The following is a 21795-nucleotide window of genomic DNA, read 5'->3' on the forward strand; positions in this document are numbered from 1 at the left end:
CCGGACAGGACAACAAAAGATGGCCATCACTTTGCAAATGGACGAGTCACAGAATGTGTTTGGTGACCCACTGATTCCCTGTAGCAGCGATCCGCTCACCGGTTTTTTCCGCGACGGTTGCTGTAATACCAGCGACCAGGACCCGGGTTCCCATACGGTATGTGTGGAGGTGACAGAAGATTTCCTGGTATTTTCCCGCGAGCGCGGCAACGATCTCAGCACCCCGATGGAAGCATTCGGATTTCCCGGCCTGAATCCCGGTGATCGCTGGTGCCTGTGTGCGGCCCGCTGGCTGGAGGCGCAACAGGCCGATATGGCGCCGCGGGTTTTTCTGCAGCGCACGCATATCCGGGCACTCGAGATAGTACCGCTGGAAATCATGCGCAGGTATGCAGTGGATCTGAACTGAATGGTGAAAAGAAGAGATTGAGCAAAAGGCTCTGCAATAGGCCATCCCGGCCTATCCAGAGCGAGCCTTGCGGCTAATACCAACTCACAGGATGAGAATTTGTTGGTGAGCGCGGTTTCCGTACCTGTCGAATGGTCTCCTCACGGAAGCAATCGGACTGCTCGAGAGTTAGGATGCGCTTACTTACCATGGCGCGCAATAGCCCTTTGGGGCTCATTGGACCCAAAGTTGACGCAATTTACATTCTGGCAGTGAATTTGTTCTCTCGCTCCGGTCAGGCGAGCCCCTCACTGAACACTTTTGAAACCAGCTGGCCGGTGGTCTTGCAGTTGGCTTTTTTCAGGATATTTTTACGGTGGTTTTTCACCGTGTTGGGAGAAATATCCAAAAGTTCGGCAATCGCCACGCTGGTTTTCCCGTCGGTCAACAGGCGCACCACCTCCATTTCCCGCTCACTGAATACGGATGGGGCGGAAATTCGCTGTAGATTCCCATCGAATACATCGATATTCAGATAACTCTCGCCGCCGGCGATATTCAGCAATGACAGTTTGTAATTGTTTTTTTTGGTCAGGTGCTCGATGTCCGTATGGATACCCAGAATTTTCGCAACGCCCGCCTGTTCGTCCGTGGCGATGATAAGCGCCTGGTGATTGAACAGCCGATAGCTGCCATCGCTGGTACGCAGGCGCGCGCAATAGGAAATCTTGAATTGCGACAGCTGTTCCCGGGCAACCAGGGTATTGAGCGTAGCCAGTGCAGTTTCTTCAGCGCGGGCAACGAAATCCACATCGTCTGGATGGATGCGGTCGATGATGGATTGAATGGTTACGGTTTCAGGGTCCAGGCCGAGAATGGGCTCGATCGTCGGGCTTGTCAGTAGGGGGTGTTGGATCCTGGCGTAGTCCAGCAGGTAATAGTAACCAGCGCCACTGCTGAAAAAGTTGGCGGTAAACTGCTCGACCAGCTGGTGTATCCCGGACGTGTTCTGCCCGGAAAGTAACACCGGAGCGTTGTGCCGGGAGCCAAAGTCCCGCTGTAGGTGCGGCTGCAGATTCCCTGTCTCCATCTGAGCATCCTGTTGTTTTTATTGCTGTTGTCTTTACTGAGCTGACCTTGTTATTTGATCGGATAAATCACTATGTTTTTGTGATGTCCGTCACAATGGGTAAGACGATCGTACCAAATTCCATTAGACGGCAATTAAAGGTGCCTGATTCCGCCGTCTCAGATCAGACCGTCGACAATACAGCTGCCCAGCAGCTGGTTCATATTCTGGCAGTCGGCCTTTTTGAGAATGCGCTTGCGGTGATTCTTGATGGTGAATTCCGACAGTTTCAACCTCTCAGCAATTTCCGCACTGGTGAGGCCCTGGGATACCAGCCGGATAACCGAGACTTCGCGCTTGCTGAACAGAGGGTGCGACGGTTGCGCAGCTTCCAGCTGGCCGTCCACCTCGATATTCAGATAGGAAGGCTCACCGTTCATTCCGATCAGTGACAGCTGGTAATTATTTTCCGCCGCCAGGTGTGAGATATCCGTATGCACATTCAGCGCCTTGGCGATAGCGCCGGTCGCGTCGGTGGAAAGCACGATCGCCTGGTGGTTGAACAGGTGGTAGCTGCCATCTTTCACGCGGAAGCGGAAACAGTAGGAAATCTTGTAATCCGTGATTTTGCCGATGCCGATACGTTGCTGGAAAATTCGAATGGCCGTGGCTTCGGCACGGCTTACAAAATCCATATCTTCCGGGTGTATCTGCTGGAGAATATCCTGGAAAGTCACACTCTCGGCATCCAGTCCGTGGATGTTTTCTACCTCGGGACTCACATACAACAGGCTCAGATCGAACAGATCGAATACGTAATGGTAGTGGGGGCCGTCACTGAACACCCGGCTTACCAGTTCGTCGAGCTTGAACTGTGTCAGCTCTGTCTTGCGCCTGGTAAATAGCTCAGGGCGCTTTTCCCACACACCGGTCAATAGTTCGGTTTGAGGTTTATCGCTTCCGCTGTCTTCGGTCACCGGTACAAATCCCTGGAATTATTATTCGGTACGCTGGTGTGCTAGGACCCGCTGGGTGCTAAGAGTAGAGCTTTGCACCAATAATGAGAATTAGGTCACAAAAATAATGAGACACTTGTACATAAAAAATCAGGTAGGAGCAAATGAAATTTGCATGAAAACTGGAGTAGCGGGGCGAAACAAGGATTAAATGGCGGTAAGTAACGAAAAGTCAGGTAGTGGCGGGAGGTATTTGCGGGGATCTTTGGGCGTGATAATAGATGGCCGCTGAAAAGATCATTGTGACCTTTTCAGCGGTTTGTTCATGGGAGCGAGACAGGTATTAACGCCGCGCTACCCGTCAGGACGGCAGGAAATCGATGGAATAATTCAGGGTGGATTTTTCCACATTGGCGGAGCCGAAATTGATCAGGCGGATACGGGCCAGTAATTTGCGTTCCAGGTCCTCATTGCCCAGCTCGCTACTCACCAGATTAACTGCCGAAATGGTGCCGTCTGCCTCAATCACCAGTTGCACTGTGACCTTGCCTGCTAGGGTCGGGTCCCGGCGCAAGGCCCGGTTGTAGATGGCAAAAATCGCCCCTTTGTTGGCTTCCATTACCTGGCGAATAGACTCTTCACCACGGCTGCCACGCTCCTGCCTGGCTTCCTTGCTGCTGGATTTGGCGGCCTGGGTCGCTTCCGCGACTTCCACCTGAGTTGTCTCACGTCCTGACAGAGCAGAACCACCAGTATTGCGGCTCAGCTGTCCGGTATTGATACCACCACTACTGGTTTTCGATTTGTCGCTGATCAGTGAGCGGTCAATCTTCTGTGCGCTGGAGGCGTCGCTGGCGAGACTGTTGGCATTGGCCACTGCGGACACATCGAGGCTATCGCGCATATCCATGAGGTCGTCCTGGAGCTGCATCAGTCCGCTGTTGGCGGCCTTCTCCCGCGCCTTCGCTACCTCCGCCGCCGGTGCTTTTTCCGTAAGTGGTTTTGGCTTTATCGTCTTGATCGGTTCCGGCTTCGGTTTCTCCACCGGCTTTGGTTTTTCCTGTTTGATTTCCTTGGGCTTCTGCAGCTTTTTTTCCACCGGTTTCGGTTTGGGTTTTACCTCTGGTTTGGGCAATTCCTTCTTTTCCAGAATTACCCTGGCCAATTGCGGTGGCAGTTTCTCTTTCTGTTCACGGGTCAGCTCCGGCGCCGGAATAAAGGTAAACAGCGCTCCCACCAGCAGGAAAGCGACGATGCCGGCCTTGAGGAATTTTGCAAAGCGCTGATCCTCTTCTTCGGTCGAGGACCAGGGTAGGGACGAATTGTAGTAGTGCCAGGGCATCATTGTCGGCCTGTCGGTGGCCGGGGTGGCGATATGACTCATCTACAGCCTCCCGTTAACGACCGGCGGCCGGTGCGGCCGGATCCTGAGGTGCAGTCTGGGTGACCGCGAGATCGATATCGCGATAGTCCGCCGCAGCACAGGTATTCATGATTTGTTTGAGCAGTGCATAGGGTACTTCTTCGTCCCCCAGAATAGTGATCGGGCGACCTACTGCCTGCTTGTCTGCCGGAAGAGGTTCCGCGCGACTGGCCAGATATTCGAGTTCATCTCGCAGCGGCTTGATTTGCTCATCGCCCGGGGAAATGTCTGCGGTCCTTGCAATTATACGATTGCCCACCAATAACTCGTCGCCATTGATCCGCACCACGGTGGTGGTTTCTGGCTTTTCCGTCGAGGTGGATTCGGGAAGTGTGATGGTTTTGTCCGCCTGCAGCACTTCAACATCTGACGAGTTCACCAGTAGGAAAAAAACCAGAATGGTGAAAATATCCATCAGGGAAACCAGGTTCAGCTTGGTCTGTTTATGCCTGCGCTGCTTGCGTCCTTTCAGCTTGCCGCCGATTGTCGCTTTCATATCAATTGCCTGCCAGCTGTTCGTCTTGCGCCTGTGTACCTTGCAGCGGCGCATCGCCGAGGGAAATCTGCGGAAACAGTTCCGCATCCACCACCGACGCTGCCACCACCGCGCGGAAAGAGCGCGCTGTGTCCATGGCACTTACCAGTGTGCGATAGGGTGTGCCGGGCTCCGAGAGAATGACCAGGTCCTTTTTGTCGATATCTTTTTCCCGCAGGCTGCGCTTCACTTCCTGCAGTACATCGGACACCAGTTTGAAATCCGGCTTGCCGTCCCGGTTGGGAATACGCTTTACGCGAATCCCCGCCGGATAGTTGATGTCGATGTGCTCAGCGCGCAGCACCAGTTCCAGTTGCCGGTTTTCATTCTGCTCCGCGACACTGGGATCGCTCAAACCAGGCAGGTTGAGGTTCAGCACGGAGATATGGGAAAACACCATATTCAACAGTAATACGGGGACCAGCACGGTCATCAGGCTCATGAACGAGGTGATGTCCAGATCCGGATCGGTTTCCAGCCTGCGTCGGATAGCCATGGCTCTCTCTTGCTCTCTATTGGTCGCGGTTACTGATTATTCAGAGTGATTACGCTCAGGCAGTAGCACCGGCTTTTGCCGCCGGGCGTGCGCTGGCGTCGGCTTTCTGGCCGCGAGTCAGGGTAATCAGGTTGAGGAATTTCACCCCGGCCATTTCCAGGCTGTCGATAATTTCGTTGGTTTTATTTTGCAGCATGGAGTAGGCCAGCAGCAGCGGAATCGCGGAAATAAGGCCGAACGCGGTGGTGTTCATGGCCACGGAAATACTGGAAGAGAGCATGGAGGCTTTTTCGGAGGGATCGGCGTTGGCCACCGCAGTAAACGCCGCAATCAGACCGATGATGGTGCCCAGTAGCCCGAGCAGGGTGGCGATGTTGGCGAGGGTTGCGAGATAGTTGGTGCGCTTTTCCAGGCGCGGTACGGCTTCAAGGATGCTTTCTTCGATGGCCATCGCAATATTTTCATCTTTGCGCGCGTGCTGGGCCGTGGAGATACCTGCAGCAATAATCTGGCCCATGGAGGCTTTGTCCTGCTGGGCGACTTTGAGCGCAGCGGCAAAATTGCGCTGCTGCATCATCGGCAGCATCTGTCCGTAGGCGCGGCGGTTGGCCGACTTGGCTCGTGACAGAAAAACCCAGCGTTCGACCACCAGCACTATGCCGATCACCAACACCAGGGCGATGGGGTACATGAAAGGGCCGCCGTTCTGGAAAAAACGCAGCAGTGTGTTGAAAAATTCCATGGTCAAATCTCCGGGACTTAAAGATTTATGTGTATCAGTTTCAGATTTATATAAAGCTGGTTACTCAGCCTGTGTTTTCTCAATCGGTGCTTTTTGGGTTTCAAGCAATTTTATTTCCCGCTGCAATTCCGAGTATTCCTGGTGCTGGAAGGTGTGGGTGATTGCGTGAGGGAGCGTGCTTTCTATTTTTTCCAGGCTGCTGGCCTGTTTCCAGGGAATGATATACAGCACCTTGGGTTGCTCCTGGCTGCCGATAATCGTGGATTCCAGGTTAATGATCTCGCCGCTGTCCTGCTGTGCAGATAATGACATTGAAGCGACGACAGCCATGCCCGCAATGATTTTTTTCAAAATTACAGTCTCCGCTCCAGATCCATGATCCAGCCTGCCAGTACGCGGTCGTCCTCGCTTGCCAGCGCCCTTGCCTCGCGATAGTGATGCAAGGCCTGTTCCGGTTGGTGCAGGTAGAGATCAAACAGGATTCCCAGGTTGCGATGGGCGATGGCGAAATCCGGCCATAGTGCCAGCGCATTTTCGTAGGCCCCGCGGGCTTCTTCGAAGCGCCCCAGGTCCCGCATTAGAACCCCTAGAGAATTCCACGCAAACACGTTGTTGGCATTGGCGGTGACGGAATGCTGCAGACTTGCTTCGGCCTGTTTGGGCTGGTTCAGTTTCAATTGCACCTTGGCCAGATTCAGCCAGGCGCCGGAGAGCTGAGGCCACTGAGTAACAACCTGCTGTAATTCCCTCTCCGCGGCAGCGAACTGCTGTTGCGCGAAAAAACCATGGGCCCGTCCCAGCGCCTGTTGTGCCGCAGCGGGAACATCACCCGCCGCAGTCAGGTAAGGATTAGGGCTGGCGATGCGTTTGCCGTTCTCATCCACTGTATGTCCCGCGGTGGTGGCTGGCTCAGGGCTGCGCGGATTGCCAGCGCAGCCGGCGAGAACGATGGCCAGTGCGGCAACGCTGCAGAAATACTTGAAAAATTGCTTGTCAGTAAGCCGCATCGCTCCACTCCACAGTCGATTCAGGTTTGCGATAGCGGGCCGGCAGCAGCGTTTCCAGGGAGGAGAAACTGTTCTTTACCCATTCGTCATACACGCCATCGGCGGTGCGTTTAACATTCGCCTCGTGCAACTCGATGGCTTTTTCCTCGAACGGATAGGCCTGCTCTTCCAGCAGAATTTCGTATTGCTCAAGTTCCAGTGGATTGAGCCCATTGGGACGCTGTGAGTCCATCAGGTCGCGACTCAACTGGCGATAAACTTCCGCCAGCCGGAAATTGGCGGCGGTGGTAAATTCGGCGATGCCGAAGTCGAGCACTTTTTTGTAGTCCGCCACCGTTGTCTCCATTGCCTGCTTTTTGTTTTTCAGGCTCTGCTTCAGCGGCAGGGTCAGCGCTAGGCGCTCGAAGCGGGCGTAGCTCTGCTCCGCAAGCGCATTTTGCGCGAAGGCAGCGAGGTAACGGCTGCGGGGTTCGGGTAATTTGTTACCCGCCAGGCTCTGCAACCAAAGATTGCGCTCGCGCTGGTTGCCGGCTTTCTGATAAAGGGTCGCAAGCTGGAACTGGGCTTCCAGGTTCTGCAATGGGGGCTCGCGCCACTGCCGTACGTACTGGCGGTAGGCATCGGTGGCCTTGTCGATGTTACCGGCCTGTTCGAACAGCTCTGCGGCCATGAACAGGGAGCTGCGGCGCACCTCCGGATCGGGATCGCTGTTGGCCAGCAACAGCAATTCGTCCGCTGCCGCTTCCGGCAGATCCAGCCCCTGATAAATGACCACTGCCTTGGCGGCCAGTGACGGCGTCAGCGGGTGTTGTGGATAAGATTGACGGAAGTCGGTCAGTTCAGCGCGGGCCCGCGACCAGTACTGCAGATTTATCAGCTGGGTGACGGCATCGTACTGGGCGGTGGCGGCGATGGACGAACGACCGCTATCGCGCACCCGCAGCAACAGCGCGATGGCCTGCTCTGCGCGAGCGGTGGCTTCCGTGCTGTCATCGCTGAGCTGTAGCTGTTGGAGGATGAGTTCCGCCTGTTTGTAAATGGACGACTGCAGTCGGTCGCGGGTGTTCAGATATTCCGGATCGCCGGATGCCATGCTGGCGAGCAGCTGGCTGTAGGCATTTTCTGCCGCGGGGAAATTGTCGGTTTCGAAATGGCTGTGCCCGAGCAGCATCAGAATGGTGCGACGCTGCTGCGGATTCGGCGGTGGCTGCCAGGCGGCCGCCTTTTCCGTGGCGGCGATGGTTTCCCCGTGGCGGTACTGCTCGAACAGGTTGCGGGCTGCATCCAGTTGCACCGCCAGTGCGCGGCGGTCGTGGGGCCAGGACTCGGCAAAGCGGAGGCTGGTTTCGGTTTTCCGGTCGAGCCAGAGCGCGGCCTGTTCGGGGTTTTTCTCGCTTGTGCGCGCGGCGCCAGCCATCAGGATCGCCGCGTAACCCGCTTCCGTCGCCTGTGCGGGGACCGTGCCGGTTTCCTCGGTAAATTCCCAGGCCACGCGCTGGTAGGCGTTAAAAGCGAGGGCGGATTGTCCGGCTTCGTTGTAGCACTCTGCCATCAGGAATGTGAGCAGCGGTGCCTTGAGGTCTGCGGGAAATGTCTGGATGAATTCACGGTAAAGATCTGCAGCAACGAGGAACGCTGCGCGGGATTCCCGCTGTGCCCTGGCGATGACCCTGGCATTGCCTTTGGGCTTGTCCGCCTCCCGAGCGGCCTCTTTGGCCAGGGCCTGGGCGCGGGCGTGGTCAAAGCGCGCCAGTTCCTCCAGCCAGGGCTTGAGATAATCCGCCAGTTCACCGCGCAGCGTGTCGTCGGCGTTCTGCCAGTAGTGGCTGCGGATACCGTAGCGGGTGGCGAATTCGCGCTTCGCGGGCAGTACCTCGCTGGGGAAATTGCCCTGCTGCAGGATTTCCACCGCGCGCACGTGCATGGACGGTGCCGCGCGATTCTGCGGGTTGCGCTCCACATAGGTGAGGAACGTCTGCGCGCCGTCGCGGTAGCGCTCGCTTTCCGCGTACCAGTCACCGAGGGCGCGGTACAGCTGATGCTGATAGGAGCGTGGGCCCGGCTGGGGGTTAAAGGACTCGATCACCTGTGCGCCGCCCAGGTAATTGAACCCGAGCGCGAGCACCCGCAGGGTGTCGTCCGCCAGTCGGCGCTGGCCTTTTTCCAGTTGCTCCAGTGCCCGTTTTTCCGCCTGCGATTCCGCCAGTAGTTCATCCATCAGAGCCAGGAATGTATTGCTGGCATCCTGGTAGCGGGCATCCTTGAACTGGCTCCAACCCAACATATAGCGCGCGTTCCGGGCGAAGGGTGTGTCTCCCTGGGCCAGGACCGCGGCAAAATCCTGCTCCGCGGTGCGGTAATTCTTGTGTCCGAAAGCGGCCTCGCCACGGCGGAACAGGGCTTCGGCAATAAACGGGGATTGCGGTGCGGTGGCGACGATATTATCCAGGGCCTGCAGTGAGCCACCGGTGTTGCCGTCCAGGGCACGGGCGCGGGCCAGGCGATAGGCGAGGTAATCGTCATCCGCGGAAGTCTGCAGCAGGGCCTCGTAGTGGCGTACGGCCTCGCTGTAAGCCACGGCCATTTCCGGGTTGTCTGCCTGCAACTGCTCCAGGCGTTCCATTTCCAGATCTGCCAGGCGCAATTGGATCTGGCGGCGGGTTTTCGGGTCGCGATTTGCGGTGAGAGCCTTTTGGTAGCTGTCTATCAATACCGGCAGTGCCACCTTTGGCACTTCCAGGGCCGGCTCTTGTGGCAGGGTGACCGCAGGCAGTGCCGCCAAAGTGGTACCTGGATCAAACTGGCTGGCGCAGCCGGCGAGAACCGCGTTGACGCAGAGAGTGAGCGCGAGGATTTTTTTGTGCGATGACGGCCGCGCTTGTGCCGGGCGACGGGAAATAACTGGTTTCACGATTCCGTCTCCGGCCGAATATCTCCCTCACGCTCCGCCGCTGGCGGGGAGTATTTGTCCTGCAGGGCCGAGTCCTGAATACGCGCGATGGCCAGGCGGGTATGGGCCATATACTGCTCTACCCGTTGTTGCGCGGTTTCCAGCGCCTGCTGAATATCCTTGCGAATCTGCGCCTCGATTGCGGCGCTGGCGAGGTCGATGGCCTGGCGCTGTGTGTTCAGGCGCAGAGCGGCGTCCTCCACGCTGCCGGCGAGCAGGTTCAGCTGCGGCGCCTCGGCCGCGATGCGTGCGACCCGGCGCTGGCGGCGCGCGGCTTCGTCGAGCTCCTGCTCCAGCGCGGCAATAGCCTTGCGTTTCTGCCAAAGGTTGTCGTGGTACTGCTCCGACGCCTGCCACAACAATAGTCCGCGTGCGCGTGCCAGGGTCTGCTGCTGGTAGCGGCTGGTTTTGCCGGCCTGACTAAGGCGCTGGTAGCGGGTTTCCGCTTCTCGCAGCATTGCCTGGTATTCCGCACTGGTGCCGCCGGCGTCGCCGAGCATGGCGAGCCCGTCTTTGTCGGCCTCAATGCGCTGCAGGGATGCCCGCAGCGTTGCCAGCTGCTGTTCGGCGATCTGAACCTGCTGGTCGTACTGGGCGCTATCGTATTGCTGGACGATGGCAGCGCGGCGCTGTTCACGCTCGTCGATCAGATTGTGAAATTCCGGCAAACGCTGTTGCCAGCGTGCCAGTACGCGGTTGAGTTGACGCAGGTCGCGCAGCTCCGAGAGCTGCAGTTGCAGGCGGTCACTTTGCATCATCTGCAGCAGGTATTGCTGATTCGTGCGGATCAGCGCTGGCACGGTTGTGTCTTCCAGCCAGCCGTAGCGCTGCAGGTTGATGTCCCCGGCCTCGTCGACTTCCGCAAACTGCAGCTGCGCTGCAGCACTGTGCAGATCATGCAGTTCGCTCAGGGTGTGCTGGTATTGCTGTTCCGCGTGTTGGTAGGCCTGCAGTGCCAGCCGTGGTCGCGCGAGCTGTTCGTAGTTGTAAGGCAGTGCTAGCAGTGCTTCCTGCACCTGCGGCGACAGTGGATTGCGCCGGGTCAGGTAGCCGAGTGCATCCACCGCCTGTTGATGGGCGCCGCTGTTGGCTGCGGCCCAGCCCAGGCCCAGTAAGGCGTCGCCAGACCAGGGTCTGTTTAGACGCACACTGCGGAATTCCTCCGCCGCTGCGGAATACTCTCCGCCCAGCGCGAGAGCGTAGCCGGCGCCGATGCGGGCCTTGTCCCGCAGGATACGCAGCTCTTCCTCCACCTCTGCGGCTTGATTTACTCGCTGCGCGGCGAGCTGCAGTACCGCATTTTCTGCGAGTTCTGCAGCGCGGCGGTATTGCGCGGCGGCGGCAGGTAGCTGCTGTTGCCGCGCAAGGGCCGCGGCGAGGTTGCTGTGCCCTAACACCCGCTCTGGTGCGGGCAGGTCTGCCAGTGCCAGCAGGTGTTGTGCCTGATTCAGGTCGCCGCTGTGGATGGCCAGGTTGAGGGTCAGACCGGACTGGTGCATGGCTCCGGACTTTTCCAGCTGCACCGCCGCTATGTCCCAGTTCTGGTGGCGATAGTTGAGCTCTGCCAGTTTCAGCCAAGCGATTTCGCGAAAGTGAGCAATACGCTGCTGGTCGTCGCTATCCGCGGATTTTTGCAGTTGTTTTTCAAATAGATCCGCCGCCTGGCGCTCCAGGCCGAAGGCGAGGCTGATTCCGCCGCGAATCAGATCCGCGTTGTCGGCGTGATGGGCAATGCCGCCGCGCAGATCCGAAACCATCAGGGTGCTCAGGGCGTCGAAGGTATTGCCCTGGAAATAGTGATACAGCGCCGCACCGTAGCGCATGTCCTGGGCCTGCTGGAATTTTTCATTACCAGCGCCGGCAGTGGCGCCCGAGCACAGCGGTGTAAAGGCGATGAAGGGGAGTACCCAAAATGGAGCCAGGAAATTTCTTTTGCGTGCAGCGGATAACGGCATGGGTACGAACAACTCAGGGCGCGGGCCATTGCACGACGGTAAATTCCGGCTGCTGCTTGCCGGCAACATCGGCAATACGCAGTTCGATCACCGCGGGTTCGTCAGTTTTTTTCAGGTCCAGGGTGGCGGCGCGCTTGAATTCGCGCTGTTCGGGGCCGGTGCCGGTGAAGAAGGCGGTAATGGTGTGCTCGCCGGATTTCAGGTTGCCTTTGAACAGTGGCTGTATGCCGCCGCGGAACAGGGCATTTTTCTGGTGTTCGGTGTAGAGGTGGGTTTCCACCAGCTTGTTGTCGATATGCAGTTTGACCGAGTCCAGATCAAAAAAGTGGCCCACATCCATGGAGACATAGACTGCAACCTGACTCTGGGCCGGGAACAGCAGATCTTCCTCCAGTACCAGCAGATCGCGGTTCAGTTTCAATACATCCCGCTTCAGGTCCTCCAGATCGCCGCCGGGGAAGTCACCGCTCTGCGCGGCCGCAGTGCCTGCAACAGTACCCGCAGCAATACCCGTAACAGTGAGAGCGAGTGCGGCGAGAATTGAGCTGAGGTGGCGCGGGGAGAACATAGCGAAGCCTGATCGTTAACGATTACTGAGTCCGGTGATTATGTCAGGGCAACACGTTTCCGGTGTGACCCAGTTGGCAATTACTGGTGCAATCCTTTGGTAAAAAACATCCGGTGGTTGCTGTCAATGACGATTGCTTCGAAGCCTACCAGATTTTCAATCAGTGCCATGCCTTCCTGTTTTCCGAGTACGAACACACTGGTAGACAGCGGGTCGGTATCGAAGCCTGCGGGGCCGATGACACTGACACTGATCAGTTTGTCGCTGTCGGCGGTATCGTCACTATTGTCGGTCTCCGCGGGCTTGCCGGTGGCCGGGTTGAAAATATGGTGCACCCGGTGGTCTTCATCGTCGATAAAAAAGCGCTCGTAATCCCCGGATGTGGAGATCGCGGTATTTTCCAGCGGGATCACCGCCGCGTTCTTGCTTTTGTCCCGCGGGTGGCGGATGCCGATCAGCCAGGGCTTGCCGCGTTTGTCGCCCAGTAGCCGCGCATCACCGCCGGCGCTGACACTGGCATTCTGCACACCATGTTCTTGCAGAATTGCGACAGCGCGGTCCACCGCATACCCCTTGGCAATACCGCCCAGGTCAATTTTGGTGCGCGGGTCGCCAAATTCGAGGGTCAGGTTTTTGCGGTCAAGCTTGATAAGCCGGTAATTCACCGCCGGCAACAAAGTGTCGGTGGTTTTCTGGTCTGCCTGTCTACCCGTGCGGAAATTGTACAGGCTGCCCAGGGTGGCAAAGGTGATATCGAAGGCGCCGCCGGTTTTTTCGCTGTACCACAGGGATTTGTCCAGGATCTCGGCCAGTTCCTCGGAAATCGCTATTTCCTTCTGGCCTGCCTGCCGGTTTACCTGCGTGAGTTCACTGTTTTTCTTGTACGGAGAAAGCTGCGCGTCGATGCGGCGGAATTCATCCATTACCGCTCGGTTAATGACCTGCGCTTTTTCGGCATCCTCGTACCAGAATTGCAGGTGTACCTCGGTACCCATAATGGCCTGCTTGTCGTAGTGCCACTCCGCACTGGCACCCGTGGCGCAAAGCAGGGTGGAGAGGAATAAAATCCGGCGAATCAGGTACATCGGCAAACGTTTTTTGTGTTGTCTTTTGTTGTTATCTGATGGGCGCAAATGCGGTCAGACTGTCCATCAGGGTGCTATTGCCGAGACCGTGATTGGGGAACAGGCTGGCAAAGCGCCCCTGCTCTCCGTGCAGCGCCATATAGTTCAGCACCACGGTCTGCACCAGCTGGTTCACATTGTTTGCCGCGGGGCTGCCCGCGGTTTCCACGTCGCCGGAGGGGCGCATATAGCCAAGCTGCTGGTGCCGCGCCTGCTCATCGGCAGTACCGCCCAGCAACTGCGGGCGTCCTGCGGGATTGTAAACCAGGAAGTAGGAGGCAGCAGTCTGCTGGTTGTCTCCGGTCCACACGCCTTTGCCGCGCCCTTCTGCGGAGTCGTCGATCATGCCATTACTGAACACCGAACCATCGCTGAATACATAGATCATCAGCGGTTGCCCTATCTTAGCTGCGTATTCCAGGCAGGCGCCGATACAGCGCCCGGCGCGCAGGTCGCGGATCTCGCCGGTGGCGCGGTCGCCGGTGTGGTAGTCGTATCCACCCATGGTGATGGTGCCGGCACCGGCATAACCATTGATCACCAGTTTCATGGTGGAGGCGGTCTTCTGGAATTCGCGATCGCCAAAAAATTCTTCCGACGAGAACACGCCGGCGGGGCCCACAATGTCCGGGTCCAGCGCCGGATCCAGGGCGCTGGGGTTGCCAAAGCGGTCGGCGAGGTCGGCGCTTTTCATGTAGCCGCACTTCACCAGATCCTTGATCACCGCGTCGTTACTGATGCTGGTGTTGACCTTGCCGAGCTTGGCATTGGAAATACGGTACATGGACTCCATTACCGCGACGGTATCGCTCTGGTCCAGCAGGCCCACCAGGTCGCCCACGTCGACCAGGCCGGTGACATCCGACGGGCGGTCGATTTTGGTCGGGCGTACCTCCGGATTGATAAGGTCCATGGGTGCCATGGAGTTGCCACCGGATTCGCTGGTCTGGGAACCGATCAGAGCGAGCAGCGAGCCGTTGGCACCGGCGCGGTTGATACCGTACATGGGGTTGTGCGGATTGTTGCCGGTGTCGTTCTCGGAGCGCGCTGGAATCACGGCACCATTGATGGCGCCGGCGGTACCCGGTGCGAGTTTCTCCAGAATGCCGCGCAGCATCTGGCTGTCACTGTGGAAGGCGAGGCCGAGATCGGTGTTGATAAAGGAGTTGCCGGCGGCATCGGTGACCGAGGGTGCCATGTCACCGGGCAGGCCCTGTTTGTTATAGCCGGACGTACTGAGAAAATCGAGCTGCCCGCCCTGCTTGCCGACAAGCACGTTGGAGCCGGCGATGTTGGCTCCCCCGGCAAGGTCAAAACAGATAAACGGAATCTTGCCGGCGCCGTTGGCGCTGACCCCGCAAATGGTTCGCATGGATTCCAGGTCGGGAGACAGTGCGGCCTGGGCCATACGCGGATTGGCAAACAGGCTGAATACCGAGCCGCCCAGTACCGTAGCCATACCCGCGCGAAAACCCTGACCGAGAAAATCCCGTCGGCTTACCGGGCGGTGGTGGTCCGGGTGGCGCAGTGGCTGGTCCAGTTCGAAATGTTTTTTCTTGCTCATGGTATTTTCGTGCGCCCGCGGGTGCTCTGTTCTCGATTTGTGGCGGCCCCCGACATCAGGGCCTGCAATTCTCAGATTTTTACTTCGTCAGAAGTATTTACTTCGCCGCCTTCGCACCAGGGGCCAGCGGGAAGATTCCGGCAAACGATTGCCGACAGGTTGTTTGCCGGAATCTTCCCGCTGGCCCCGTCCCGCTTACGAAGTCATCCCTTTACAAAGCTCGATCCCAAAAAATCAGTGAATCAAAATCATCGCACTGCCCATAGCCGCAGCGCAGGTGGCCTTGACCGTGGTGGCAGTGCGGTTGGCGCTACAGCTTCCACCGCAGGCAGTCATGGTTTCGATCAAACCGTTCAATTCCGCGCGCACCGCCGTTTCATCTGGTGCCGTGGCGAGCTGTGCAGTGTGACCACCCACGGCTTCAGGCCAGGTGATCGGGCGTCCAAGCAGCTTTTCCAGTAACGGAGCGATGATCTGGTTGCGCTTGTCATCGGAGTTGAAGGCCTCCGCAGCGCTGGCACTAAAGTCGAAGCCGGGGAAGTAGCTTGCGCGGGCGCTGCTGTCGTCCACCAGAGCGCTGCAGTATTTCACCGCCAGCTGGGTGATGCCCATCTGCTGTGCGGCGAGGAAACCGCGCACGTCAGACTCTACCGGCAGCTGTTGTTTGACCTTTTCCCAGGTTTCCATCACCGCCGGATGCGCACTGGAAATTCCGCTGGCGGCAGACAGCGCCGCGTTGATCTGCTCGAAACGGCGGATACCAATGCGCGGTTGCGGGGTGAGGTCTGCCGGGGAGGCTGGGGCCGCCGGGGTTGCTTCCACACGCACGAACTCTTCACTGCCGAGGCGCTCGAAGGTCAGGAAAAATTCATCGGCGGTAGGGCCTTTTTCCAGGGAAATGATCGTGCCCAGCGGAGACAGTTTCTGGCCACTTTCCGGATCGTATTCACCAGCGCTGACGGTGGTATCGAGATTCGCCCAGGACTGGCCGACAACGGCTTCGCGACCGTTGATACCGATGCGCATACCCTGTATCGCGATGCCGTCGGGGGTGACGCCGCTTTCGAGGGTGATGAATTTCGGTTCGCTGAACAGATAGCCGTAATTGTCGTACTGCTGCACTTCGAACATCACGTAGCCCTGGGGTACGCCGGTCTGCTCTTCCACCTTGAACAGCAGCAGGTATTTCTCGCCGACCCCCGCCTCGTAGTTGGTGAAAATGTCTTCGGCACTGAGTGCGCGGGAGTGGATGGCGAGCAGGCGCACGGAGCCCTGCCAGACATTGTCACCGGACACTTCGCTGCCGAGCACCAGCGCAAAGGTATCGTCCCAGGTGGACAGCAGCCCTGTATCCACCGGATCTGCATCTCCGGTGTATTCGCCATTCACGTACAGACGGCGGCCGTTGATCGGATCGAAAGTGGCCACGACATGCTGCAGGGTTGCCTGTACCCGCTCGGCCATATCGTCGGTGATCAGCGCGGGCATACCGTCGGCATTGGTGCTGGCATCGTTGCGGTTCTGGAAGGTGTAGTTGTACATCGCCTGGCCGAGGGTGAAGTTGCGGATATCGTTGCCACCGGAGTAGCTGACAATTCGGGCCGGGCCTTCCTGTACCACATTGGCCGGCGCTACCCAGGCCTCAATGGTGTATTCACCGGTGCCACTCAAAGTGTCGTACAGCCGCTTGCTGGTGGCGGTTGCCGCCTGGGCCTTACCACCGTTCAGCTGGATGCCCCAGGACCCCAGCCACTCCACATCGTCGATAAGGGTCAGGTCGATGGCGGGATTGATACCGGAAGTGTCGTAGGCCGTGGTGCCGCTGCCGGATTTGAATTCGTACAGGGCGATGGCGTTGTTCTCGATACGCCCACCACCACTGGCAACGACGCCGTCGGTGAGGTACAGCGCTTTACTGATCACCCAGTTGGGGTCCACTTCGGTAACTTCGATGCCGTCGACAAAATTGCGAATCGCCGCCGCCATGATATCGGCGTCCTCGCTGCAGTTGCTCCAGCAGTTGTGGTAGTCAGCACCGAGACGCACGACAAAGCGGGAGTTTTCCGGGTTGTCGAGATCCATACGCGCCTTGGACGCTTCGTAGGCCTGATCGACATCGCTGCTGGCGAAATACGGTTGCTGCGCAGTGTCGGAGTCTTCGTTGTGGCAGTTTGCACAGTACTTGACCAGCACCGGATAAACGGTGGTGGCGAAGCCGCCACTGGAGGCGGGGAAGCTTTTGCTCGCACCTACGTCGCGTTCGGGAGGCGGGGTGAGGGTGATGGTGCTGACCACACTGCCGGCTGCCGCCGCCCACTCCTCGATATAGTTGGTGATGATTTCCGCACAGGCGTCGGCACTGGCGAGCCAGCAATTGTGGCCGCTGGCCACTTTGGTGACGAAGCGGGAGTCGGCGGGACTGCTCAGGTTGACCAGGTCGCGGCCTTCGCTGTGGGCGAGATTGATGTCGTCGCCGCGCACGAAACGCGGGCTCTGGTTGCCTTCGATATGACAGCTGCCACAGCGGTTTTCTGCGGCCAGGTTGTCCCAGATGTAGCGTTTGTAATTCTGGACGTCTTCATTTTCCGGCGCCGGCCCGGAATAACTGGTATCGCCGGTATCCGGATTGGTGTTGGGCAATTCCTCGGTGGACTGACCGCTGCCGCCGCTGCATGCGGAGAGGAAAGCGGAGCCCAAAATTCCAGAAATCAGAACCAGTTTACGAAGCTCAACCTTCGCTTCACGTCGTCTGCGCTGATTCGGGTTCTGGAGTGCGGATGTGTTTTTCATCTGTTTATTCCTCCGCACAGTAAACCGCAGAATCCGCATACACCTGCTTCAGCCGGTAACCGGTACTGGTGAAACTGTCGGTAATGCTTTCAATCTGGTCGCGGTCCTGCTGGTTTTCTGGCGAGCGCAGACAGACCTGTTCAAATACCTTGGTCACCTGGCACTGGGCAAAGGCTTCGCTGTTGGCCAGCTCGCGGCCCATGGATTTGGCACCGTTGCCGGAGCCAGGCAGTGCATCGCTCCAGCCCAGATGCATATTCGGACCTTCGCGCCAGTAGTTGTCCCATTTGTCATCGGGGATCACAAAACCGTAGGGAAAGGTGGCGCTGTTGATATGGTGCTTGGCTTTTACCCGGGTGCCGGTGGCGGGATCGGTCTGGCCGGGACTGTTGTAGTCGAGCTGGCCGTTTTCGCCGGTGGGGTCGTTGTCCGCGTCGTAGACGAAGTCGTAATAGGCAAATGCCTGTGCCAGCGGATCCATACCACTGTGACAGCCCACACAGCCGTTCTGGAACACCCGGCTGTCACCGCCGGGACTGCGGCTCACGTCCTGGCGGATGCGATCCGGTGGTCGCGAGGTGTCCTGCACCTGCTCCAGATCCCTGCACAGGTGGTTCATCAGGGTGTAGCGGAACATGGCGCGGTTGGTGCCGGCATAAAAGAAAGCCCTGGCGCCGCCGCGGGTGGTGATTACGCCGGCGGTGGCATCGCTGGGTAGGCCGGTGACGGTGGACTGGGTTGTGCGCTCAAGTGCGGCCTGTAGCGGATAGCCGCTTTTTTCCAGCGCAATATAGTGGTTGTTGTTGCTGTTGCTGTAGGCGGGCAGGTCGAGCCCGGAGGCGGCGCCGGTGTACAGGATGTCTCCGGAGAGCACCTCGCGGAAGTCCACGTCGTCGCGCACCATGCCGATTACGGTTGCGGTGTAATCGTTCAGCGGCGCGAAGTTATCGAAGTCACGGCTGGTCCAGGGGGTGACCAGATTTCTCAACGTCACGTTGTAGAACGCATCGTTGTCCATGGCCAGGTAGGCCGCGGCTTCGGCGTTGCCGTTGGCGATTTCCTCGGCCATGGTGGTGAGCACCGCGGTGTCGGGTTTGACCCCGGTAAGGCGGCTGTGAATCTGGGCAGCCTGCTCCCCCGGCCCGGCAATGGCGGGAACGGCGAGTGAGGTGCCGGCACAGGCGGTCGCCACGAGCAGCAGACGCGCAGCGGACGTTTTTATTTTCATGGGGTTTATTCGCGTTTTGGTTCTATCGTGCGAACAACGTTGTCGCGCAGGAATTATGACTTGCAACCGGCAACCGATAGTAAAGAATGTACAAGGATTGGCCAGCAGGAAAAATTTAATTCGTGTTCTGGTTGGCAAAAAACGTGTGCTTTGCTTGAGACTGCGGTGGCCAACCGGGAAAATCGGGCGCAATAACGCTGCTGGATTTATCAGACGCAAGTCCTGTTATCCCGCTGTTGTCGCGGTGAGTGATCACTGCGCAAGAGCAAACCCCGAGGGTAATTCGTTGAACAGATTTTGTACGTCGGCCAGCGCAGTCGACGGACTTTTTACTCGGCTAGTGTCTGTCGTTGCCCTGGGGGTGTTGGTCGGCTGTTCCGGTGGTAGTGGAGAAACTTCCAGTCTCGGTGGTGGTGACCAGGCGGAAGACCCGGTGGTAGTGGATTATCCGGTGGTGTATGTACGCCGTACCCTGAACCGGGATGACGACGGCCAGCTGATGGGTGACAGCATCTTCGCGCCGTCTGCCTTCAATCCCGGCGCCGAGCTGGTGCTGCGCGACCGGGCCACGGCCACGGCGCCGGAGCGGGTGCTGACGGAAGGGTTGTTTGTCAGTGACGAGGACGCCGGCATCGTTTTTGAGGGCGGCTATGACGTCAAAGACCTGACGGTTTCCGCGGATGGCAAGACGCTGGCCTTCGCCATGCGCGCGCCGGATATCGAAGGACGCGATGACGACGAGCAGCCGCGCTGGAATATCTGGCTGTACGATTTCGACTCCGCCCAGCTCACCCGTGCTATCTCCTCAGACCTGATCGCCGAAGAAGGTGACGATATCGCCCCGGCATTTCTGCCAGACGGCCGCATTGCCTTCTCCTCGACGCGCCAGCGCCGTTCCCGCGCTCTTTTACTGGACGATAACAAGCCGCAATTTTCCGCGCTGGCGGAAGACCTGCGGGAGCCCGCTTTTGTGCTGCATGTAATGGAGGCCGACGGCAGCGATATCCGCCAGATCTCCTACAACCAGAGCCACGATCTTTCGCCCACGGTGTTGTTCAACGGCCGTATTCTGTTCAGTCGCTGGGACAATATGGGCCGGGTGGATCGCCTCAGCCTGTATACCGTCAAGCCCGATGGTACCGATCTCCAGTTTTATTACGGTTACCACAGCCAGGCCACCGGTAGCAGCGCCAACGGCGAGCCGTCGCCAGGCGCGTTCAGCAAACCACAGCAGATGCCAGACGGCCGCATACTGGTGACCCTGCGCGCGCCGGAAGGGATTACCTATGGCGGCGATATGGTGGTCATCGACGGCGAGAATTTCACCGAGGCCTATAGTGAGCCGGAACAGCAGGGCCAGCTGCAGGGGCAGGAATCCCTGTCTGTACAGCGGGTGATTACCGGCGGTGGTCTCTCTCCCCACGGTTTGTTTGCCAACGCCTGGGCATTTCACGATGGCACCAGCCGTCTATTGGTCAGCTGGAGTGAGTGCCGGGTGATAGATCCGCAAACCGAACTGGCGCAGCCGTGTACAGAACAATGGCTGGCAACCCCGGATGTAGTGCCGGCGGATCCGCTCTACGGGCTGTGGATTTACGATTACGAGGAAGGTACCCAGCGCCCGATCATCCAGCCCGCGGAGGGGCAGATGATTTCCGAAGCGGTCACCGCAGATACGCGCCCGGTACCGCAATTCATTCCGCAACCCATCCCCGGTATCGATATCGATCGCGACCTGTACGAAGAAGGCATGGCGATCCTGGATATTCGCAGTGTGTATGACTTCGACGGTGAACAGATCGCGGATATCGCCGCACTGGCAGACCCGCTGCAGACTGTCGCCGACGAGCGCCCGGCACGTTTCCTGAGGGTGGTGAAAGCGGTGGGTATCCCGGATGAAGATACGCTGGATTTCGATCGCGCCGCGTTTGGCCGCGACCGCAGTCAGTTGATGCGGGAGATTGTCGGCTATACCCCAATCCAGCCGGATGGGTCGGTGCGGGTGAAAGTACCGGCGGATATGCCCCTGGCCATTTCGGTGGTGGATACCAACGGCCGCCGTATCGTCGGCCGCCACAACAACTGGCTGCAGTTTCGCGCCGGTGAGATTCGCAAATGCCAGGGTTGCCACACGCGCGACAGTGAAGTGCCCCACGGGCGCGCGGATAAGGAACCGGCACCGGCCTGGGCCGGTGCGCCTACCAGTGCGGCGCCCTTCCCCAATACCGAGCCGGCCCTGAACGCGGACATGGGTGAGACCATGGCACAAGTGATGGCGCGGGTGGCGGGCCACCCGGAGCTCGAAGGGGATCTGAGCTACAGCGACCTGTGGACGGACCCGGCGCAGCGGGAAAAAGACCCCAGCAGTTTATTGCTGATGACTGAGTTGAAGACGCCTTTGCCTACAAGCCTCGCCTGTCAGAGCAGCTGGAGCACCGATTGCCGCATGGTCATCCACTATCCCGAGCACATTCAGGCGATCTGGGATCTGCCGCGGGAAATTACCGACGATACCGGCGCGGTGCTCGATGATCGCACCTGTTCCCGTTGCCACAGTGCGCGCGACGCGGCCGGTCAGGCCCAGGTGCCGCCGGGCCAGCTGGATCTGCGCGGCGAGCCGTCCGGGGTCAACAACAATTTCAGTACCTCCTACGTGGAGCTGATCTTCGACAACCCCACCCAGGAACTGAGTGAAGGCGCGCTGCAGGACGTGCTGGTGCAGGATACTGACGACAACGGCAACCTGCTGTTCGAGACCGATGAGAACGGCGAGCTGATTCTGGATACGGATGGAAACCCGATTCCTGTTATGGTTACGGTCAATATTCCGCGGATTATGAACACGGCGGGGGCACGCAACAGCCGGTTCTTCGAAGTGTTTGACGAGGGCGGAACACACACCGGTGACTTGTCCCCGGCGGAATTGCGTTTGATTGCCGAGTGGTTGGATATCGGTGCACAGTATTACAACAATCCCTTTGATGCACCGGTCAACTGAAG

At 58.5% G+C, this 21795-nt stretch carries 17 protein-coding genes; 2 read left to right on the top strand and 15 right to left on the bottom strand.

The window, feature by feature from the left end; genetic code table 11:
• The first annotated feature begins 19 nt into the window (after positions 1-19).
• Positions 20-409 carry a DUF2237 family protein gene (locus PVT68_RS12535; RefSeq protein WP_280318541.1) on the top strand — a complete coding sequence of 130 codons (390 nt, stop codon included), beginning with the start codon at positions 20-22 and terminating at the stop codon, positions 407-409.
• A 274-nt stretch (positions 410-683) separates the two neighbouring features.
• On the opposite strand, the gene PVT68_RS12540 is transcribed toward PVT68_RS12535, so the two are convergent.
• The 15 genes from PVT68_RS12540 to PVT68_RS12610 form a co-directional block, all read right to left on the bottom strand.
• Complete coding sequence (locus PVT68_RS12540) at positions 684-1478, bottom strand: LuxR C-terminal-related transcriptional regulator (RefSeq protein ID WP_280318543.1); 795 nt, start codon at positions 1476-1478, stop codon at positions 684-686.
• 158 nt (positions 1479-1636) lie between these two features.
• Positions 1637-2434, bottom strand: coding sequence for a LuxR C-terminal-related transcriptional regulator (locus PVT68_RS12545; RefSeq protein ID WP_280318545.1), 798 nt, complete (start codon positions 2432-2434; stop codon positions 1637-1639).
• A 340-nt stretch (positions 2435-2774) separates the two neighbouring features.
• A complete protein-coding gene (locus PVT68_RS12550) occupies positions 2775-3797 on the bottom strand; it encodes an AgmX/PglI C-terminal domain-containing protein (protein WP_280318547.1) in 1023 nt (340 codons plus the stop codon).
• 13 nt (positions 3798-3810) lie between these two features.
• On the bottom strand, positions 3811-4332 hold the full coding sequence (locus tag PVT68_RS12555; protein ID WP_280318560.1) for an ExbD/TolR family protein: 522 nt from the start codon (positions 4330-4332) through the stop codon (positions 3811-3813).
• Between the two features lies 1 nt (position 4333).
• Positions 4334-4867: an ExbD/TolR family protein gene (locus PVT68_RS12560; protein WP_280318562.1), complete on the bottom strand. Its 534-nt coding sequence runs from the start codon at positions 4865-4867 to the stop codon at positions 4334-4336.
• A gap of 55 nt (positions 4868-4922) precedes the next feature.
• Entirely contained in the window at positions 4923-5609 is a 687-nt protein-coding gene (locus tag PVT68_RS12565; protein ID WP_280318564.1) for a MotA/TolQ/ExbB proton channel family protein, read from the bottom strand.
• 60 nt (positions 5610-5669) lie between these two features.
• On the bottom strand, positions 5670-5960 hold the full coding sequence (locus PVT68_RS12570; protein WP_280318565.1) for a hypothetical protein: 291 nt from the start codon (positions 5958-5960) through the stop codon (positions 5670-5672).
• A 2-nt stretch (positions 5961-5962) separates the two neighbouring features.
• Positions 5963-6616: a tetratricopeptide repeat protein gene (locus PVT68_RS12575; protein WP_280318567.1), complete on the bottom strand. Its 654-nt coding sequence runs from the start codon at positions 6614-6616 to the stop codon at positions 5963-5965.
• The gene (locus tag PVT68_RS12580) at positions 6603-9527 is read right to left on the bottom strand and encodes a tetratricopeptide repeat protein (protein ID WP_280318569.1); all 2925 of its coding nucleotides are present in this window, start codon (positions 9525-9527) and stop codon (positions 6603-6605) included. The genes PVT68_RS12575 and PVT68_RS12580 overlap by 14 nt, the downstream gene beginning before the upstream one ends.
• Positions 9524-11521, bottom strand: coding sequence for a tetratricopeptide repeat protein (locus tag PVT68_RS12585; protein ID WP_280318571.1), 1998 nt, complete (start codon positions 11519-11521; stop codon positions 9524-9526). The genes PVT68_RS12580 and PVT68_RS12585 overlap by 4 nt, the downstream gene beginning before the upstream one ends.
• A gap of 13 nt (positions 11522-11534) precedes the next feature.
• A complete protein-coding gene (locus tag PVT68_RS12590; protein WP_280318572.1) occupies positions 11535-12089 on the bottom strand; it encodes an AraC family transcriptional regulator in 555 nt (184 codons plus the stop codon).
• 80 nt (positions 12090-12169) lie between these two features.
• Positions 12170-13174: an FAD:protein FMN transferase gene (locus PVT68_RS12595; RefSeq protein ID WP_280318574.1), complete on the bottom strand. Its 1005-nt coding sequence runs from the start codon at positions 13172-13174 to the stop codon at positions 12170-12172.
• Between the two features lie 31 nt (positions 13175-13205).
• A complete protein-coding gene (locus PVT68_RS12600; protein WP_280318576.1) occupies positions 13206-14777 on the bottom strand; it encodes a general secretion pathway protein GspF in 1572 nt (523 codons plus the stop codon).
• 234 nt (positions 14778-15011) lie between these two features.
• Positions 15012-17567 (bottom strand): LamG domain-containing protein, encoded by a 2556-nt coding sequence (locus PVT68_RS12605; protein ID WP_280318578.1) that lies wholly within the window; start codon positions 17565-17567, stop codon positions 15012-15014.
• A gap of 4 nt (positions 17568-17571) precedes the next feature.
• Positions 17572-18795: a hypothetical protein gene (locus PVT68_RS12610; RefSeq protein ID WP_280318580.1), complete on the bottom strand. Its 1224-nt coding sequence runs from the start codon at positions 18793-18795 to the stop codon at positions 17572-17574.
• A 340-nt stretch (positions 18796-19135) separates the two neighbouring features.
• Between PVT68_RS12610 and PVT68_RS12615 the strand changes: the two genes are divergently transcribed.
• Positions 19136-21793, top strand: a complete 2658-nt coding sequence (locus tag PVT68_RS12615; protein ID WP_280318582.1) for an HzsA-related protein — start codon at positions 19136-19138, stop codon at positions 21791-21793.
• Positions 21794-21795: the final 2 nt, after the last annotated feature.

Source organism: Microbulbifer bruguierae (assembly GCF_029869925.1).
In the GTDB taxonomy this organism is placed as follows: Bacteria; Pseudomonadota; Gammaproteobacteria; order Pseudomonadales; family Cellvibrionaceae; genus Microbulbifer; species Microbulbifer bruguierae.

Bases quoted from the DNA above. Each gene is read 5' to 3' on its own strand.
- PVT68_RS12535 (WP_280318541.1), top strand. From the start codon at position 20: ATGGCCATCACTTTGCAAATGGACGAGTCACAGAATGTGTTTGGTGAC.
- PVT68_RS12540 (WP_280318543.1), bottom strand. From the start codon at position 1,478: ATGGAGACAGGGAATCTGCAGCCGCACCTACAGCGGGACTTTGGCTCC.
- PVT68_RS12550 (WP_280318547.1), bottom strand. From the start codon at position 3,797: ATGAGTCATATCGCCACCCCGGCCACCGACAGGCCGACAATGATGCCC.
- PVT68_RS12555 (WP_280318560.1), bottom strand. From the start codon at position 4,332: ATGAAAGCGACAATCGGCGGCAAGCTGAAAGGACGCAAGCAGCGCAGG.
- PVT68_RS12560 (WP_280318562.1), bottom strand. From the start codon at position 4,867: ATGGCTATCCGACGCAGGCTGGAAACCGATCCGGATCTGGACATCACC.
- PVT68_RS12565 (WP_280318564.1), bottom strand. From the start codon at position 5,609: ATGGAATTTTTCAACACACTGCTGCGTTTTTTCCAGAACGGCGGCCCT.
- PVT68_RS12575 (WP_280318567.1), bottom strand. From the start codon at position 6,616: ATGCGGCTTACTGACAAGCAATTTTTCAAGTATTTCTGCAGCGTTGCC.
- PVT68_RS12585 (WP_280318571.1), bottom strand. From the start codon at position 11,521: ATGCCGTTATCCGCTGCACGCAAAAGAAATTTCCTGGCTCCATTTTGG.
- PVT68_RS12590 (WP_280318572.1), bottom strand. From the start codon at position 12,089: ATGTTCTCCCCGCGCCACCTCAGCTCAATTCTCGCCGCACTCGCTCTC.
- PVT68_RS12595 (WP_280318574.1), bottom strand. From the start codon at position 13,174: ATGTACCTGATTCGCCGGATTTTATTCCTCTCCACCCTGCTTTGCGCC.
- PVT68_RS12600 (WP_280318576.1), bottom strand. From the start codon at position 14,777: ATGAGCAAGAAAAAACATTTCGAACTGGACCAGCCACTGCGCCACCCG.
- PVT68_RS12605 (WP_280318578.1), bottom strand. From the start codon at position 17,567: ATGAAAAACACATCCGCACTCCAGAACCCGAATCAGCGCAGACGACGT.
- PVT68_RS12610 (WP_280318580.1), bottom strand. From the start codon at position 18,795: ATGAAAATAAAAACGTCCGCTGCGCGTCTGCTGCTCGTGGCGACCGCC.